Annotated in this window: 19 protein-coding genes; 8 read left to right on the forward strand and 11 right to left on the reverse strand. The window is 32.5% G+C overall.

The features are described from left to right. Positions 1 to 17: 17 nt before the first annotated feature. The 6 genes from ACU4C5_RS04715 to ACU4C5_RS04740 all read right to left on the reverse strand — a co-directional run bounded on the left by ACU4C5_RS04715 (position 18) and on the right by ACU4C5_RS04740 (position 5,759). Positions 18 to 1,232, reverse strand: coding sequence for an aminotransferase class V-fold PLP-dependent enzyme (locus ACU4C5_RS04715; protein ID WP_446845901.1), 1,215 nt, complete (start codon positions 1,230 to 1,232; stop codon positions 18 to 20). Positions 1,233 to 1,321: 89 nt separating this feature from the next. Beyond that, positions 1,322 to 2,635, reverse strand: a complete 1,314-nt coding sequence (sufD, locus tag ACU4C5_RS04720; RefSeq protein ID WP_446845902.1) for a Fe-S cluster assembly protein SufD — start codon at positions 2,633 to 2,635, stop codon at positions 1,322 to 1,324. Between the two features lie 95 nt (positions 2,636 to 2,730). After that, entirely contained in the window at positions 2,731 to 3,483 is a 753-nt protein-coding gene (sufC, locus tag ACU4C5_RS04725; protein ID WP_446845903.1) for a Fe-S cluster assembly ATPase SufC, read from the reverse strand. 4 nt (positions 3,484 to 3,487) lie between these two features. Continuing rightward, a complete protein-coding gene (locus ACU4C5_RS04730; protein WP_446845904.1) occupies positions 3,488 to 3,910 on the reverse strand; it encodes a hypothetical protein in 423 nt (140 codons plus the stop codon). Between the two features lie 10 nt (positions 3,911 to 3,920). Next, positions 3,921 to 5,369 (reverse strand): Fe-S cluster assembly protein SufB, encoded by a 1,449-nt coding sequence (gene sufB / locus ACU4C5_RS04735; protein ID WP_446845905.1) that lies wholly within the window; start codon positions 5,367 to 5,369, stop codon positions 3,921 to 3,923. A 60-nt stretch (positions 5,370 to 5,429) separates the two neighbouring features. Continuing rightward, a complete protein-coding gene (locus tag ACU4C5_RS04740) occupies positions 5,430 to 5,759 on the reverse strand; it encodes a HesB/IscA family protein (RefSeq protein WP_446845906.1) in 330 nt (109 codons plus the stop codon). 162 nt (positions 5,760 to 5,921) lie between these two features. Between ACU4C5_RS04740 and thiL the strand changes: the two genes are divergently transcribed. Further along, the gene (gene thiL / locus ACU4C5_RS04745) at positions 5,922 to 6,968 is read left to right on the forward strand and encodes a thiamine-phosphate kinase (RefSeq protein WP_446845907.1); all 1,047 of its coding nucleotides are present in this window, start codon (positions 5,922 to 5,924) and stop codon (positions 6,966 to 6,968) included. Positions 6,969 to 6,984: 16 nt separating this feature from the next. Here the strand turns inward: thiL and ACU4C5_RS14890 are convergent, their stop codons facing one another. From ACU4C5_RS14890 to ACU4C5_RS04760, 4 genes are all read right to left on the reverse strand, one after another. Beyond that, positions 6,985 to 7,194: a DUF1660 family phage protein gene (locus ACU4C5_RS14890; protein ID WP_514132397.1), complete on the reverse strand. Its 210-nt coding sequence runs from the start codon at positions 7,192 to 7,194 to the stop codon at positions 6,985 to 6,987. A 78-nt stretch (positions 7,195 to 7,272) separates the two neighbouring features. Beyond that, entirely contained in the window at positions 7,273 to 7,536 is a 264-nt protein-coding gene (locus ACU4C5_RS04750; protein WP_446845908.1) for a DUF1660 family phage protein, read from the reverse strand. A gap of 64 nt (positions 7,537 to 7,600) precedes the next feature. Beyond that, positions 7,601 to 8,374 carry an alpha/beta fold hydrolase gene (locus ACU4C5_RS04755; RefSeq protein ID WP_446845909.1) on the reverse strand — a complete coding sequence of 258 codons (774 nt, stop codon included), beginning with the start codon at positions 8,372 to 8,374 and terminating at the stop codon, positions 7,601 to 7,603. 27 nt (positions 8,375 to 8,401) lie between these two features. Further along, entirely contained in the window at positions 8,402 to 9,058 is a 657-nt protein-coding gene (locus ACU4C5_RS04760; protein WP_446845910.1) for a hypothetical protein, read from the reverse strand. 106 nt (positions 9,059 to 9,164) lie between these two features. Here ACU4C5_RS04760 and ACU4C5_RS04765 point away from each other — a divergent pair, with 106 nt between their 5' ends. The 7 genes from ACU4C5_RS04765 (at position 9,165) to ACU4C5_RS04795 (ending at position 14,049) form a co-directional block, all read left to right on the forward strand. Further along, positions 9,165 to 10,493, forward strand: a complete 1,329-nt coding sequence (locus tag ACU4C5_RS04765) for an aspartate kinase (protein ID WP_446845911.1) — start codon at positions 9,165 to 9,167, stop codon at positions 10,491 to 10,493. A 104-nt stretch (positions 10,494 to 10,597) separates the two neighbouring features. Further along, positions 10,598 to 11,443 carry a helix-turn-helix domain-containing protein gene (locus ACU4C5_RS04770; RefSeq protein WP_446845912.1) on the forward strand — a complete coding sequence of 282 codons (846 nt, stop codon included), beginning with the start codon at positions 10,598 to 10,600 and terminating at the stop codon, positions 11,441 to 11,443. 136 nt (positions 11,444 to 11,579) lie between these two features. Further along, on the forward strand, positions 11,580 to 11,957 hold the full coding sequence (locus ACU4C5_RS04775; protein ID WP_446845913.1) for a DoxX family membrane protein: 378 nt from the start codon (positions 11,580 to 11,582) through the stop codon (positions 11,955 to 11,957). A 119-nt stretch (positions 11,958 to 12,076) separates the two neighbouring features. Then, positions 12,077 to 12,391, forward strand: coding sequence for a thioredoxin (trxA, locus tag ACU4C5_RS04780; RefSeq protein ID WP_446845914.1), 315 nt, complete (start codon positions 12,077 to 12,079; stop codon positions 12,389 to 12,391). A 28-nt stretch (positions 12,392 to 12,419) separates the two neighbouring features. Beyond that, entirely contained in the window at positions 12,420 to 12,965 is a 546-nt protein-coding gene (locus ACU4C5_RS04785) for a carboxymuconolactone decarboxylase family protein (RefSeq protein ID WP_446845915.1), read from the forward strand. Between the two features lie 141 nt (positions 12,966 to 13,106). After that, on the forward strand, positions 13,107 to 13,379 hold the full coding sequence (locus ACU4C5_RS04790) for a hypothetical protein (RefSeq protein ID WP_446845916.1): 273 nt from the start codon (positions 13,107 to 13,109) through the stop codon (positions 13,377 to 13,379). Positions 13,380 to 13,431: 52 nt separating this feature from the next. After that, complete coding sequence (locus tag ACU4C5_RS04795) at positions 13,432 to 14,049, forward strand: hypothetical protein (protein ID WP_446845917.1); 618 nt, start codon at positions 13,432 to 13,434, stop codon at positions 14,047 to 14,049. A gap of 76 nt (positions 14,050 to 14,125) precedes the next feature. Here ACU4C5_RS04795 and ACU4C5_RS04800 read toward each other — a convergent pair whose 3' ends face one another. Beyond that, positions 14,126 to 15,418, reverse strand: coding sequence for an aminopeptidase P N-terminal domain-containing protein (locus tag ACU4C5_RS04800; protein ID WP_446845918.1), 1,293 nt, complete (start codon positions 15,416 to 15,418; stop codon positions 14,126 to 14,128). Positions 15,419 to 15,534 lie beyond the last annotated feature (116 nt).

Consider the following 15,534-nt stretch of genomic DNA (forward strand, 5'->3'; position numbering starts at 1 on the left):
AAAGAACGCCAAAGTTGTTATGACAACATCATTTGTGCTTTTTTCACTCCTGCAACTAAAGTATCAACTTCATCTTTTGTATTGTAAAATGAAAAAGAAGCTCTTACGGTTCCTGGAATCTTAAAGAAGTTCATTATTGGTTGTGCACAATGATGACCTGTACGTACGGCAATTCCTAATTTATCTAAAATTGTTCCTACGTCGTAAGGATGAATACCTTTTAAATTGAAAGAAATCACTGATGTTTTATTTGCAGCTGTTCCGTATATTTTAAGTCCGTCAATTTGTAATAATTGAGCGGTTGCATACTCTAGAAGTTCGTGTTCGTAGGCTTCAATGGTTTTAAAACCGATAGCGTTCATATAATCTATAGCGGCACCAAAAGCGATACCTCCACAAATATTAGGTGTTCCGGCTTCAAATTTATGAGGTAAACCTGCGTAGGTGGTTTCTTCAAAAGAGACTTGATCAATCATTTCTCCTCCGCCTTGATAAGGTGGTAATTTATTAAGCCATTCTTCTTTTCCGTAAAGTGCTCCAACGCCTGTTGGTCCACACATTTTGTGTGCTGAAACTACATAAAAATCAACATCTAAAGCTTGTACGTCTGCTTTTACATGCGGACTTGCTTGTGCGCCATCAATTAAAACAGCGGCACCAACTTTGTGTGCTTCTTCAATGATATACTCAATAGGATTTATGGTTCCTAAGGCGTTTGAAATATGATTTACAAAAACTAGTTTGGTGTTTTTGTTAAGTAATTTATCATATTCTGACATGATTAATTCTCCGTCGTTATTCATTGGAATAACTTTAAGAATTGCCCCTGTGCGTTCGCATAGCATTTGCCACGGTACAATATTACTGTGATGCTCTAATGCTGATACAATAATTTGATCGCCTTTTTTTAATAATGCTGAAAATCCGTTGGCTACTAAATTAATTCCATGAGTGGTTCCTGATGTGAATATAATTTCGCTAGATTTTGCGGCATTAAAATGCGCTTGTATTGTTAGTCTTGCTTGCTCGTATTTATCTGTAGCTTCTTGACTTAGTGTGTGTACGCCTCTGTGAATATTGGCATTGTAATTTGAATAATAATCTACAATAACATCAATGACCTGTTGTGGGGTTTGTGAGGTTGCTGCATTATCTAAATATACCAATGGCTTTCCGTTTACTTGTCTGTTAAGTATTGGGAAATCTTTTCGGATGGTTTGTACGTTGAACATAGTTTAGGGTTTAGCCCCGATTAAGGCATTGTTGGAGCTCCTTTAAAAGAGCGACTGCCGAAAGCGGGATTTAGCTTCAAAAAATACTACTATAAATCGAACCCAATATTTACGCCTAATTTCTCGGCTATAAGTTTGGTGATACGTTGTTTCATTTCTGGAATTTTCACAGAACTTAACACGTTATTACTGAAAGCGTACATTAATAATGCGCGGGCTTCTTTTTCTGGAATACCACGTTGTTTCATGTAAAATAAGGCGCTATCATCTAACTGGCCAATGGTACAACCGTGAGAACATTTTACATCGTCTGCAAAAATTTCTAGTTGTGGTTTGGTGTTAATAGTCGCTTTGTCACTTACTAATATGTTATTATTAGATTGAAATGCATTTGTTTTTTGCGCTTCGCGTTCTACTACAATTTTCCCGTTAAAAACACCTGTTGAACTGTCTCCAAATACACCTTTGTAGTCTTGATGACTTTCGCAATTTGGCTCAATATGGTGAACTAATGTATTGTGATCTACGTGTTGTTTATCTCCAAGAATTGTAACTCCTTTTAGGATAGAATCTATACGCTCTCCATTTTGGAAAAAGTTAAGATTGTTACGTGTTAATTTACCACCAAATGAGAAGGTATGCACTGATGCGATACTTTCTTGTTTTTGCTTGATAAATGTATTATCTACTAAAGAGGCGTTTTTATTATCGTTTTGAATTTTGTAATAATCTACAATAGCACGTTTATTAGCGAAAATTTCGGTCACTGAATTGGTTAAAACAGGGTTATCTGTTAAACTTTGGTGACGTTCAATAATTTGTACGTGTGCGTTTTCTTCAACTACAATTAGGTTACGTGGTTGTAACATTGCAGCGGCTTCGGTACCTGTTGAAAAGTGTACAATTTGAATTGGTTTTTCAACAATTTTATTTTTAGGAACATGTATATACGCACCTTCGTTTGAGAAAGCTGTATTTAAAGATGATAAGCTATCTTTTGTTGCTGCTTTATTGAAATAGTTTTCAATAACTAAGCGGTATTTTGGTTTTGATAACGCTGAAGACATCAAACATACATCTACGCCATCGTGTGTGGTTTGCGATAGGTGTGATGAGTATTTACCGTCTATAAAAATAATTTTATATGAGTCGATATCGTGAATTAAATACGGTTTTATGTCCTTGTGCTCAATTGCAGTTTCGTGCTTTGGGAACAAACAATAATCTTGTTTTAATAAACTGTTTAAAGAGGTATATTTCCAGGCTTCTTCCTTTTTTGTAGGAAAGCCTTTTTCTTCAAATATTTTTATCGCTTTGTTTCTAATATCGTGTAGCGGTGAGTTATCGTCTAGATAATCTTCGCATGCAAAATATGAAGAAACTATTTTATCTTTTAAGTCCATTTTTTTCAATCTTCAGTGTGTGGTTTACAGTTTTAGTTGGTTATTAATTCAGATAATAATCTGATAAAAACTACTATTTTTTACTGTGAACTCAATTAGGCGTTTACTTCTTCTTTAATCCAGTCGTATCCTTTTTCTTCTAACTCATAAGCTAGTTCTTTACCACCTGATTTTACAATTTTACCATTGTATAATACGTGTACAAAGTCTGGTACGATATAATCTAATAAACGTTGGTAGTGTGTAATTAAAATTACAGCATTATCCTTACTTTTAAGTTTGTTTACACCATTTGCAACAATACGAAGTGCATCAATATCTAAACCTGAATCTGTTTCATCTAGTATTGCTAGTTTAGGTTCTAACATTGCCATTTGAAAGATTTCGTTACGTTTCTTTTCTCCTCCCGAAAAACCTTCGTTTAGTGAACGTGATAAAAACTTTCTGTCTATTTCTAAAAGCTCAGATTTTTCGCGAATCATTCCTAGCATTTCTTTAGCTGGCATGTCTTCTAATCCTTTTGCTTTTCTGTTTTCGTTGATAGCGGTTTTAATAAAGTTAGTCACCGATACACCAGGAATCTCAACAGGATATTGGAATGATAAAAACACACCTTTATGAGCGCGTTCTTCGGCAGCTAATTCATTAATTTCTTCACCATTTAACTCAATCGCTCCAGCGGTAACTTCATATTCTTCTTTTCCTGCAATAATATTTGCCAAGGTACTTTTACCAGCACCATTAGGTCCCATAATTGCATGTACTTCACCTGCTTTTACTTCTAAGTTTAATCCTTTTAAAATCGCTTTATCTTCTACACTTGCGTGCAAGTTATTAATCTTTAACATATCCTTATTTTGATCCTAATTTTATAACATTCTTTTCTTCGGCGTCTACTGGCGATACTTTAATAATTTCTTTAATATCTACGCGGTAATCCCAACCTTCTTCTGTTTCTGGTTTTGGAACTAATTGCCCTCTTACCTGAACAGTAACATAATCTGTATCGTCTTTTTTGTATGGTTTTGCCATTGCATTTAGTTCCTGCATTTTCTCGTTTACAATAACACCATAAATATCGGTGCGTGTTTGTAAAACTGCAGCATTTTCATAATATACAAATTCACCAACTACGAGTGTTAACCCATCGTTTTGTTTTACAGTTTTACCGGTTTCGGCTTCTGTATTTATTGGTGTTTCTGTATTTTGCTTTGCATCGTTTTTACATGATACCAAAGCCAACATTACTAAAAGAATACAACTTGTTTTTTTCATACTATTTGGTTTATCCTACAGAACCTTCTAAACTAATTTCTAATAGTTTTTGAGCTTCAACAGCAAATTCCATTGGTAATTTATTTAATACTTCTTTACTAAATCCGTTTACAATTAATGCAATGGCTTTTTCTGTATCAATACCACGTTGGTTGCAGTAAAATATTTGGTCTTCACCAATTTTACTTGTTGTTGCTTCGTGTTCTATTTTTGCTGATTTATTTTTTGCTTCTATATAAGGAAACGTGTGTGCGCCACATTGATCGCCCATTAGTAAGCTATCACATTGTGAAAAGTTACGAGCATTTTCTGCTCTTGCTCCAATTTGCACTAATCCACGGTATGAGTTTTGAGATTTTCCTGCAGAAATTCCTTTACTAATAATGGTAGATTTTGTGTTTTTTCCTAAGTGAATCATTTTTGTACCTGTATCGGCTTGCTGATAATTATTAGTGACAGCAATTGAATAAAATTCTCCTACTGAGTTATCACCTTTTAAGATACATGATGGATATTTCCAGGTTACAGCTGATCCGGTTTCAACTTGTGTCCATGAAATTTTAGCGTTTTTCTCGCATAAACCTCTTTTGGTTACAAAGTTATAAACTCCACCTTTTCCTTCTGCATTACCAGGATACCAGTTTTGTACGGTACTATATTTTATTTCGGCATCGTCCATAGCAATAAGTTCTACAACGGCTGCGTGTAATTGATTTTCATCTCTACTTGGTGCTGTACAACCTTCTAGGTAACTTACGTAACTTCCTTCGTCTGCAACAAGTAGTGTGCGTTCAAATTGCCCTGTTCCTCCTTGGTTTATTCTAAAATAAGTAGATAATTCCATAGGACATCTTACGCCTTTTGGAATGTAACAAAAAGATCCGTCACTAAATACTGCTGAATTTAAAGCGGCGTAAAAGTTATCTTTTGTTGGAACGATGGTTCCTAAATATTTTCTTACTAATTCTGGATGCTCTTTAATAGCTTCAGAAATACTCATGAAAATAATTCCTTTTTCTCCTAATGTTTTTTTGAATGTTGTAGCAACAGACACAGAATCTACAACAATATCCATAGCGACATTGTTCATTTTTTTCTGTTCATCAACCGAGATACCTAATTTTTTGTACATGGCTAATAAATCTGGATCTACATCATCTAAAGTTTTATTAGGATCTACAGCTACCGGAGCTGAATAATAAGCTATAGATTGAAAGTCTGGTTTTGCATAGTGTACATTTGCCCACTCTGGTTCAACCATTCCTTTCCAAACTTTAAAGGCGTCTAATCTCCAATCTGTCATCCATTGTGGTTCATCTTTCTTTTTAGAAATAGCGCGTACAATGTCTTCATTTAAACCTATAGGAAATGTTTCAGATTCAATATCTGTAAAAAAACCATATTCATATTCCTTGGTTTTTAGTTCTTCTCTTAAGTCGTCTTCTGTATATTTACTCATTACTTGGATGTTCAAAATTTAAAAAAGTCTTTCTTTTTAGAAAGATTTATTTGGGGGTTGTTATAGTGAAAACGATTCACCACAACCACAAGTTCTGTTGGCGTTAGGATTATTAAATACAAATCCTGCTCCGTTTAAACCTCCAGAATACTCTAATGTTGTTCCGATAAGGTATAAAAAGCTCTTTTTGTCAACAATAATTTTCACACCATTATCTTCAAAAACTTTGTCTTCTTCTTGTTGTTCTTTATCAAACTTTAAATCGTAAGATAATCCTGAACAACCTCCACTTTTCACGCCTACACGAACAAAATCTGCTGTAGCGTCATAACCTTCTTCGGTCATTAATTGTACAACTTTATTTTTAGCTGTTTCTGATACTTTTATCATAGGTTATGTAGATTATATCTAAATAGACTGCAAATATACAATATATGTAATGTTTTTCAATACATCCTAACATTATATTAGCAAATAGGGGTATTGAGCTTATTGATACATTTTATGTTTAAAATACTCGTATATTATCTGCTTTATTTTTAAATTTGCGGCATGATAGAAGATAAAAATCAACAACGTACACCACTTTCTGAGTTAGGAGAGTTTGCCTTAATTGAGCAATTAACTAAACATTTTGAGATTAAACAAAACACAACAATTAAAGGAATTGGAGATGATGCCGCTGTGTTAAGTTTTGATTCAAAACAAATTGTGGTGACTACAGATTTGCTTATTGAACATGTTCATTTTGACATGAGCTACATGCCACTTAAGCACTTAGGATACAAGGCGGTGATGGTTAATCTATCGGATGTGTATGCAATGAACGCTAATGCTACTCAAATTACGGTATCAATTGCGGTTTCTAATCGTTTTCCTTTAGAAGCGCTTGAAGAATTATATGCTGGTATTGATACTGCTGCCAAAATTTATGGTGTTGATGTTATTGGAGGTGATACGACATCATCAACTTCTGGATTAATTATTTCTATTACCGCTATTGGTGAAGCTGAGGCTGAAAAAATAGTGTATCGAAATGGCGCTAAACCTAACGATTTACTTGTAGTGTCTGGAGATTTAGGTGCTGCATACATGGGATTACAAATTTTAGAGCGTGAAAAAGAAGTATTTAAAGTAAATCCTAACAGTCAACCAGATTTAGATCACTATTCATATATTATTGAACGTCAGTTAAAACCTGAAGCTCGAAAAGATATCGTTAAACTTCTTGAAGATTTAGAAGTGCAACCAACATCAATGATTGATATTAGCGACGGATTATCTTCTGAAGTTATTCATTTATGTAAGCAAAGTAAAGTTGGTGTAGATTTATATGAAAATAAAATTCCATTAGATCCTCAAGTGATTTCTACTTGCGAGGAATTTAAAATAGACAGTACAACTATCGCATTAAACGGTGGCGAAGACTATGAGCTATTAATGACTATTTCTCAAGAAGATTTCCCTAAAATTAAAGCAAATCCAAACTTAACAGTTATTGGATATATGACCGAAGAAAGCGCTGGTATGCATTTAGTAACTAGAGGAGATACTAAAATTCCTTTAATTGCAAAAGGTTGGAATGCACTTAACGAATAAAAGCACAGATCGTTTTTTACATTTTTTTTGAAAGACGATAGTTATAAATTTTCTCTAAATCCTTGTTAATCTCCTTATACTTGGGGGTTAACGGGGTTAGATAACCTTTACTATTAGTAGTCACTTGCGCTTTACACCTAGAACAAGTATATTCTTTTACGTGGAAAGTTACGTTTTTAGACACTTTATATTCGTGACCAAAAACTAAACAATAGGTAGATTTCAAATTTATTTTACTTTTAACTATTATTACTCAGAAGGGAAGCTTAAATATACAAAACAAAGATAAATCCTACAAATTAAGCTATAACATTACGGTATTCCTTTTTTTAAACCGTATTCTTTGAGTTCTTCGTTTATATAGGTCTGCTAAAATGAGATTTATCTCTTTAAATTTTGGAGTTAACTCAATTAAATCTCCATTACCATTTACAGTTAATTGATTTTTACAGCATTTGCAAGTGTACTCTTTAACATGAGAAGTCACATGTTTGGTCACTTCAAATTTATGACCAAAAATATCACAGCGTAAATGATTTTTATACTTTAAGGGAGTTGCTTTTTTCATTATATCATATTTAAAACACTTTAAAACTATAAAAAAGGGAATGGAATACGAAGAAAGCACATTATTATTCGATAAACCGCAAAATACTGTAGTTCAATTCTTTCTTATTTTCAATGTGACTCATATGTCCGTCAGGGAACTCAACAATCTCTACGTCAGAACTTTCTACACATTTTAAAACCGTATCACGATTTAATACAGGATCTTTAGTTCCTATAATAAGCATTTTTTTAAAAGTAGCTTGTTCAAAAAATGCTGTACGATCTTCACGAATTTTCATACCCTCTAAAGTTGCCACAACACCTTGTAATGGCGTTTTTAAAGCTGTTTCTTTTACGGTTTGAATTTCAGTCTGTAAGCGTTCTCTATTATTTACTGCAAATAAATTACCAATTGCCATACTTACAAAGGTCTTTGGATTATGTTTTACTGCTTTTATAGCACGATCTCTATTTAGTTTTCGCTCAGCACTATCTGACGCAGGTGTAGAGTTTAATAAACAAATACCATTAACATTAAATGGATATTTTTCAGCGTAAGCTAAAGCGACATAACCTCCCATAGAATGTCCTATAAAAGTTACTAAATCTATATGAAGCGTGGTTAAAATTTGAGCGACAACTTGAGCCATCATTTCCATTGTATGGATATAACCTAAACTTTCAGAAGCTCCATGACCTAGCAAGTCAATAGCAATAACGCGATGATTTTTAGCTAAATCGGGAATTAAATTCTTCCACATGCTGTGACTTTCTAAAAACCCATGTAGCAATACCACGGTGTTTCCTTTCCCTGTATCTGAATAAAAAATTTGAGTATTTTTGTAAGAAATTGTCATATCTAGATTAAAACACAAAGATAAATACTATTCCTTTAATCGCTTAATTACCGAAAAAGCTTTATCAACAAAATGATCTTCAACCAAAATTGTAAACTCATTGGTGGTTGATACCACTTCGTAAAGCGCAATACCTTCCCAAGCCAAACGTTTAAAAATCTGATAATACAATCCTGTAATTTTAGAATTATTTACCGGAAGATTAATACTAATGGCTGATAACTGCTCCTTCACCCCTAGCTGAGCTTCATTTTTAAAATGTGTTTTAATAGCATTTTTTTCAGAACTAGACACCACAATATTGCTTTCATGAATACCTCGTGTAAATGCATAAAACACATTAACATTTTCATTAATATGTTCTAAAATTTTAGAATGACTATCAATTAAACTTTTAGAATTTTGAAATGTAAAATCACTTAAATTTGAACGTACCGTAATATCCCCCAAACTTTGCATAACGCGTTTTAGTTTTAACGAACTTCCTAAATCTTTAGGTGGATTATAACGACGTAACGCCATCATTATCGCTCCAGGTTTTACAGGTTTTCGCAACATAACACCTATTGGCGTTACAAGTTCTTCAGCTAAAGCCGAATAATTAATAATACTTCTTGATAAGGCTTCCTCCAAAAAAGGTTGCGCTACCAAAATCTCTTCTACACAAGCTGCAATGGTTTTCATATTGTTAAATAATTAACTATTTGTGCAAAAGTAGTTTAATTTTTTTATTTCTATGCATACCAAGACAAGCTTCAATACTTTAGCGGTACAAAAAAACAAGATTACTATGTTTGTATTAAAATTTGGAGGCACATCGGTAGGCTCAGTAGAAAACATGACCAACGTTAAAAACATTATTAACGATGGTAAAAATAAGGTGGTAGTATTATCTGCAATGTCAGGAACTACAAACGCTTTGGTGGAAATTTCAACAGCAATTAAATTGAAAACTCCAGAAGACGCATTACTTAAAATTAATACGCTTCATGCAAATTACACACGCGTAATTTTAGAATTATTAACTACCGAAACTGCTATAAAAAATTGTAATACTTACGTTGAAACTGTTTTTAATACACTAGAAACATTAGCAGACACATCATATACCGAATTGGTTTACAACAAAATTGTTGCTCAAGGCGAATTATTATCTACATTTTTATTTAGTCAGTTTTTAATTGAACAAAATATTAATGCGCAGTTAATTTCAGCTTTAGATTTTATGCGAATTGATAAAACTAATGAGCCAGATAATTTTTACATCAAACAAAACATTAATCGTACAATGAGTGCGTTTCCTGATGCCGAAATATTTATCACACAAGGATTTATTTCTTTGGATGCCGATGGAAATGTAGCCAATTTACAACGTGGTGGAAGTGATTATACCGCCGCAATAATTGGCGCAGCAATACAAGCTGAAGAAGTACAAATTTGGACCGATATTGATGGTTTTCATAATAATGATCCTCGTTTTGTAGAAAACACCGTCGCTATTTCTAATTTATCTTTTGATGAGGCTGCAGAGTTAGCCTATTTTGGTGCTAAAATTTTACATCCACAAACTGTAATGCCTGTTCGTGATTTGGATATTCCGGTACGATTAAAAAACACAATGGTTCCGAGTGCATACGGTACATTAATTACCAATAACATTCATGGAGAAGGTATAAAAGCAATTGCTGCAAAAGATGGGATTACGGCTATAAAAATTAAGTCGGGTAGAATGTTACTAGCGCATGGTTTCTTAAAAAAGGTCTTTGAGATTTTCGAAAAATATGAAACGTCAATTGATATGATTACAACTTCGGAAATTGCAGTATCATTAACTATTGACGATACCACACACCTTAAAAGTATTACCGAAGAGTTAGAAAAATTCTCATTAGTTGAAGTTGATAGCTTTCGTACAATAGTTTGTTTGGTAGGAAATCATATTGTGTACCATCCAGAAACGCCTAAATTATTTCAGATTTTACAAGATGTAAATGTGCGTATGATTTCTTACGGTGGAAGTGATAATAATATCTCGCTCCTTATTAATACAAGTGATAAAATTGAAACGTTACAGAAATTACAACGTTATGTTTTTGAAAGCGAAAGTGCTTTGGCTTAACACCTCTTATTATAACAAAAAAGCGAGCTGTATGGCTCGCTTTTTTTTGTTTAAGCACCTTTTCTAAAGAATTATATATCATAAAATTTAATTAATTTAGCAAAATGGCAATTCAAGATATTATTAGTTATTCGTATAAAGACATTTTTTCACTTAGCGTTGTCGCTTTTGAGAAAGCTTGCGTGATAAACCACTCCAAACAAGTAGAATCTTATAATATCTATTGGATTAAAGAAGGAAAAGGGACTTACAATATCGATTTTAAAACTTATGATTTTGATGGAGGTGTCTTATTTTTCTTATCGCCAGGTCAAGTATTTTCGGTCGCTAACGAAAAAATTAAAACTGCCTACAAACTATCTTTCATTAGAGATTTTTACTGCATTCAAATCCACGATAAAGAGTTAGCCTGCGATGGTGTTCTTTTTTATAATGTGTATGAAACACCTTTTGTGAAACCTGCTGAAAGAGATAATTTAAAATTAGAACTTATTTTAGAAGGACTAATTGAAGAGTTTAATAATACCGAAACTGCGCAATACGATATGCTTCAGGCCTACCTAAAACAGTTTATTGTAAATGCGGTAAGAATTAAAAAAGATGTTGGCACTATAAAAACTGATGAAGACACTAAGCTTTTTAAAGATTTTAGCACTTTGGTAGAACAAAATTTTAAAACTCTACATAGCGTTACCGATTATGCCAATCGTTTAGGAATTTCTCCAAAATCACTCACCAAACATTTACAAAAAATTGGTACAGATACGCCTAGCGATTTTATTAAACAACGCATTATCTTAGAAGCGAAACGTCAGTTAATTTATTCCGATACATCGATAAAACAAATTGCTTTTGATTTAGGATTTAATGATCCGGCGTATTTTAGTCGATTTTTCACAAAAGCAACTACAAAATCTCCTCTTCAGTATAAAAAAGACTTCAAAAAATAGATTATACAAGTAAAATTCATTCTAAAACTGCTTTAATACAAGCATAAGGAACTTTTGTCCATTTTTATCAAGTGTAAATGCACGCATCTTTGCAGTGTAACAAACAACAAGCATTAACACTTAACATATTTACACTATGAAAAATGGAAACTTATTAATACGTATAGGATTTGGAATATTATTTATCTGGGGCGGACTCGAAAAATTTATTGAAGGCTTTTTAGGAGGTGTTGGCTTACAATACATGGCTGACTTTTTTAAAAGCACACCAATGGCTTTTTTAGGAGACTCTGGAACTTATATTCTTGCAGTAGTACTTGCGACCTTAGAATTGGTTGCTGGTGTTTTATTACTAGCCAACAAAAAACTTTTTGAAACTTATATATTTTTAGCCTTTACCATGTTTATGGCCTTGGTACTTGCACAAATAAAACCAGGAAACTGGATGATGATCATGATTCATATTGCACTTGTGTTTTCGTTAACCGGATTAGCGCTACAAAATAAAAAGTAACACAAAATACAGAGTACATGCACTAGGAACTTTTGTCCATGTACTCACTTTTATATAAGCTGCATCTTTGCAGTATCAAAATAAAACAACACACACAATCTTTTTAAATATTACAAATTATGGACATTCAATTAGCAACAGCAGATTTTAAAAATACAGTAGAAAGCAACAAAACAGTGGTATTAGATTTTTACGCAGACTGGTGTGGACCTTGCCAAACATTATTACCAACAATACACAAATTAGCAGAAGAGTTAAAAGACGATGTTATCATAAAAAAAGTAAACGTTGATAAAGACAAAGAGTTAGCAGCACTATTTAATGTAAGAAGCATACCAACTTTAATATTTTTTAATGACGGAAAAGCTGTTGATAGACACACCGGATTACTTACAGAAAACGACTTAAGAACTAAAATTAGCACACTAAAATAAAATTAATAATTACAAAAACATAAATATTATGAGCACAAGAATAGCAACATTAAACCCAGATACAACAACAGGAAAATCTAAAGAATTATTTGATGCCGTAAAAGGTAAAATGGGAATGGTTCCAAATCTTTTAAAAGTGATGGGAAATTCGCCAGCAACTTTAGAAACCTATTTATCACTTGGACAGCTTACCGGAAAAGGGAATTTTAAACCTCAATTTAGAGAACAATTAGCCTTAGTAATTGCTGAAACTAACAATTGTGATTACTGTTTATCGGCACATACTTTTATAGGTGGAAAACAAGGTTTATCTGAAGAAGAAATTAAGAACAATCGTCAAGGATTATCTGAAGATTCAAAAACACAAGCCGGTTTACAATTTGCAAAACGAGTTACTGAAAACAAAGGTAAAGTGAATAATGATGATTTAGCCGCTTTTAAAGCCGCAGGATATACAGATGAAGATGTTGTTGAAGTGATATTAAACGTTGTATCAAACACATTAACAAATTACGTGAATCATATTGCAGAAACTGTCATTGATTTTCCACAAGTGGAATCAGGAAAATTTTAATACCCCTCGTAAAAGAATTATTATATTCTTTAAACCTCATTTTACATCTGTAATTTGAGGTTTTTTTTATTTTATTTCTGAATTACGACACGCTTTGGCGAACCTAGACAATATCATTGTATAAATTTAAAATGATAAGCTATGGAAAAAGATTTTGAAGCAATAAAAACATACGTAAAAGAATATCATCAAATAGAATTGAAAGATGAAGACCTGCAAAAAGAAAGACTTAAAATACTTATTGATATCACCTTAAAAAAATTACCAAACCAAAGATTAAGCTTAAATATAGAAGATGACACTACAACTTCTACTAAAAAACAAAATTCAGAAACTACAACAAGATCTTTCACTGAAATTATAGAATTATATAACTCCTATATTTTAAATAAAACTATGATGGATTGGCTTTAAATAGAAAGCAAAAATATAACACACCTTTTTTAACCCAAATAAATCATCTACCGTGAGCATATACTACCAAATTGAAACAAGATATTGGAGACGACCTATCCCGAATGTGCATGACGATTCTCATGACGATATGTATTCTGAAGATGATTTAGCACAAACCACTAAAACCTTTCATAATTCAGAACCTATTGAAGCTCGAAAAGCAGCTTTTCAGCATTATTTTAGTATTATAGAAGTTTTATACAAAGGTATGGAAGCTATTCAAACCACAGATAAACAAGCACGAATAGACCTACAACAGTATCTAGATTCCGGAAACGGTATTGAATATAAAAGTAAATTTCCTGAGTTAAAACATAAGGTAAATACTGTTGATAGAGATAATAGAATAGAGATTTACGCCATTATAAATGGTTTAAAATCAACAATTCATGGGGTAAGATATCTAGACTATACAGACCGTTTTGATTATGCTATAATTGAAGATTTACAAGGTTTATTTTTAGAACACGAATACTATTACGAAAACAGTCACAGCACTAATGGTCATGATATTACTATAGATTTCACACCTATTGGAGGCGAATATAAATCTATAATACAAACCCCAGTAAATTGGGTAGAACTCAATGAAGATTATGCCGGTTTAGAAATGTTTGAACACTTTTAAAAACCCTAAAACTTAATCATAAAAAACCCTCATAAGCTGTACACTTATGAGGGTTTTTATTTTATTTATAAATAAACTAAGCGTTCATTAAATCTTCAATTTCTTCAGCTTCAATAGGAATATTTCCCATTAAATTAAATGGTTCTCCTTTTTCTTGAATCACAAGATCATCTTCCAAACGAATTCCAAACCCTTCCTCCGGAATATAAATTCCAGGTTCAACAGTAAATACCATATTAGCTTGCATTGGCTCAGTTAAAATTCCGTAATCATGCGTATCTAATCCTATATTATGACTTGTACCGTGCATAAAATATTTTTTATACGCTGGCCATTCTGGATTTTCATTTTGCACATCGGCTTTATCTAATAATCCTAAACCTAATAATTCCGAAGTCATAATTTTTCCAACTTCTTTATGATAATCACCCCAAATAGTTCCAGGAACTAAAAGTTTGGTGGCTTCTTTTTTAACATGATTTACAGCATTGTAAACTGAGCGTTGTCTATCTGTATATTTTCCCGATACTGGTACCGTTCTACTTAAATCACTTGCATAATTTGCATATTCAGCAGCGGTATCAAATAAAATTAAATCTCCAGCTTTACACTGTTGGTTATTCTCTATATAATGTAAAACGTTAGCATTATTTCCCGAAGCAATAATTGGCGTGTATGCAAAACCTTTTGATCGGTTTCTTAAAAACTCATACATCATTTCAGCTTCAATTTCATATTCCCAAACACCAGGTTTTACAAAGCCTAACACACGTCTGAATGCAATTTCTGTAATATCACAAGCTTTCTGCATTAATGCTAATTCAATAGGATCTTTTACAGAACGTAAACGTTGTAAAATTGGGTTACTTTTAGCTACACTATGTGCAGGATATTTATCCTTTAACCATTTTGCAAAACGCGCTTCTCTAGTTTCAGTTTCTACATTAGCACGGTAATGCTCATTCGTATTAATATATACAGTATCACATTGCGTCATTAATTCAAATAACACTTTTTCTAAATCTTGTAACCAGTATACTTTTTTAATTCCAGAAGTTGTAAAAGCCGCTTCTTTAGTTAATTTTTCACCTTCCCAAACGGCAATATGCTCGTTAGTTTCTTTTAAGAATAAAATTTCTCTATGCGCAGCATTTGGGCAATCTGGAAACAATACCAATACACTTTCTTCTTGATCTACACCACTTAAATAAAAAATATCTCTATGCTGCTGAAAAGGTAATGTACTATCAGCACTTATAGGATAAATATCGTTAGAGTTAAAAACCGCTAAACTACTTGGCTTCATCTGAGCAGTAAAGTTTTTACGATTTTTTATGAATAAATTATGGTCAATTGGTAGATATTTCATGATGTGTTTTTTTATTGAATATTCAAAAGTACAAGATAATTTTAAGGTAGAAGAATAGCCTATCATAAAATAATCTTATAATCTGCTTTCAATATAAATGAAACATAAATTGTATA

The sequence above is a fragment of the Lacinutrix undariae genome, from assembly GCF_052934785.1.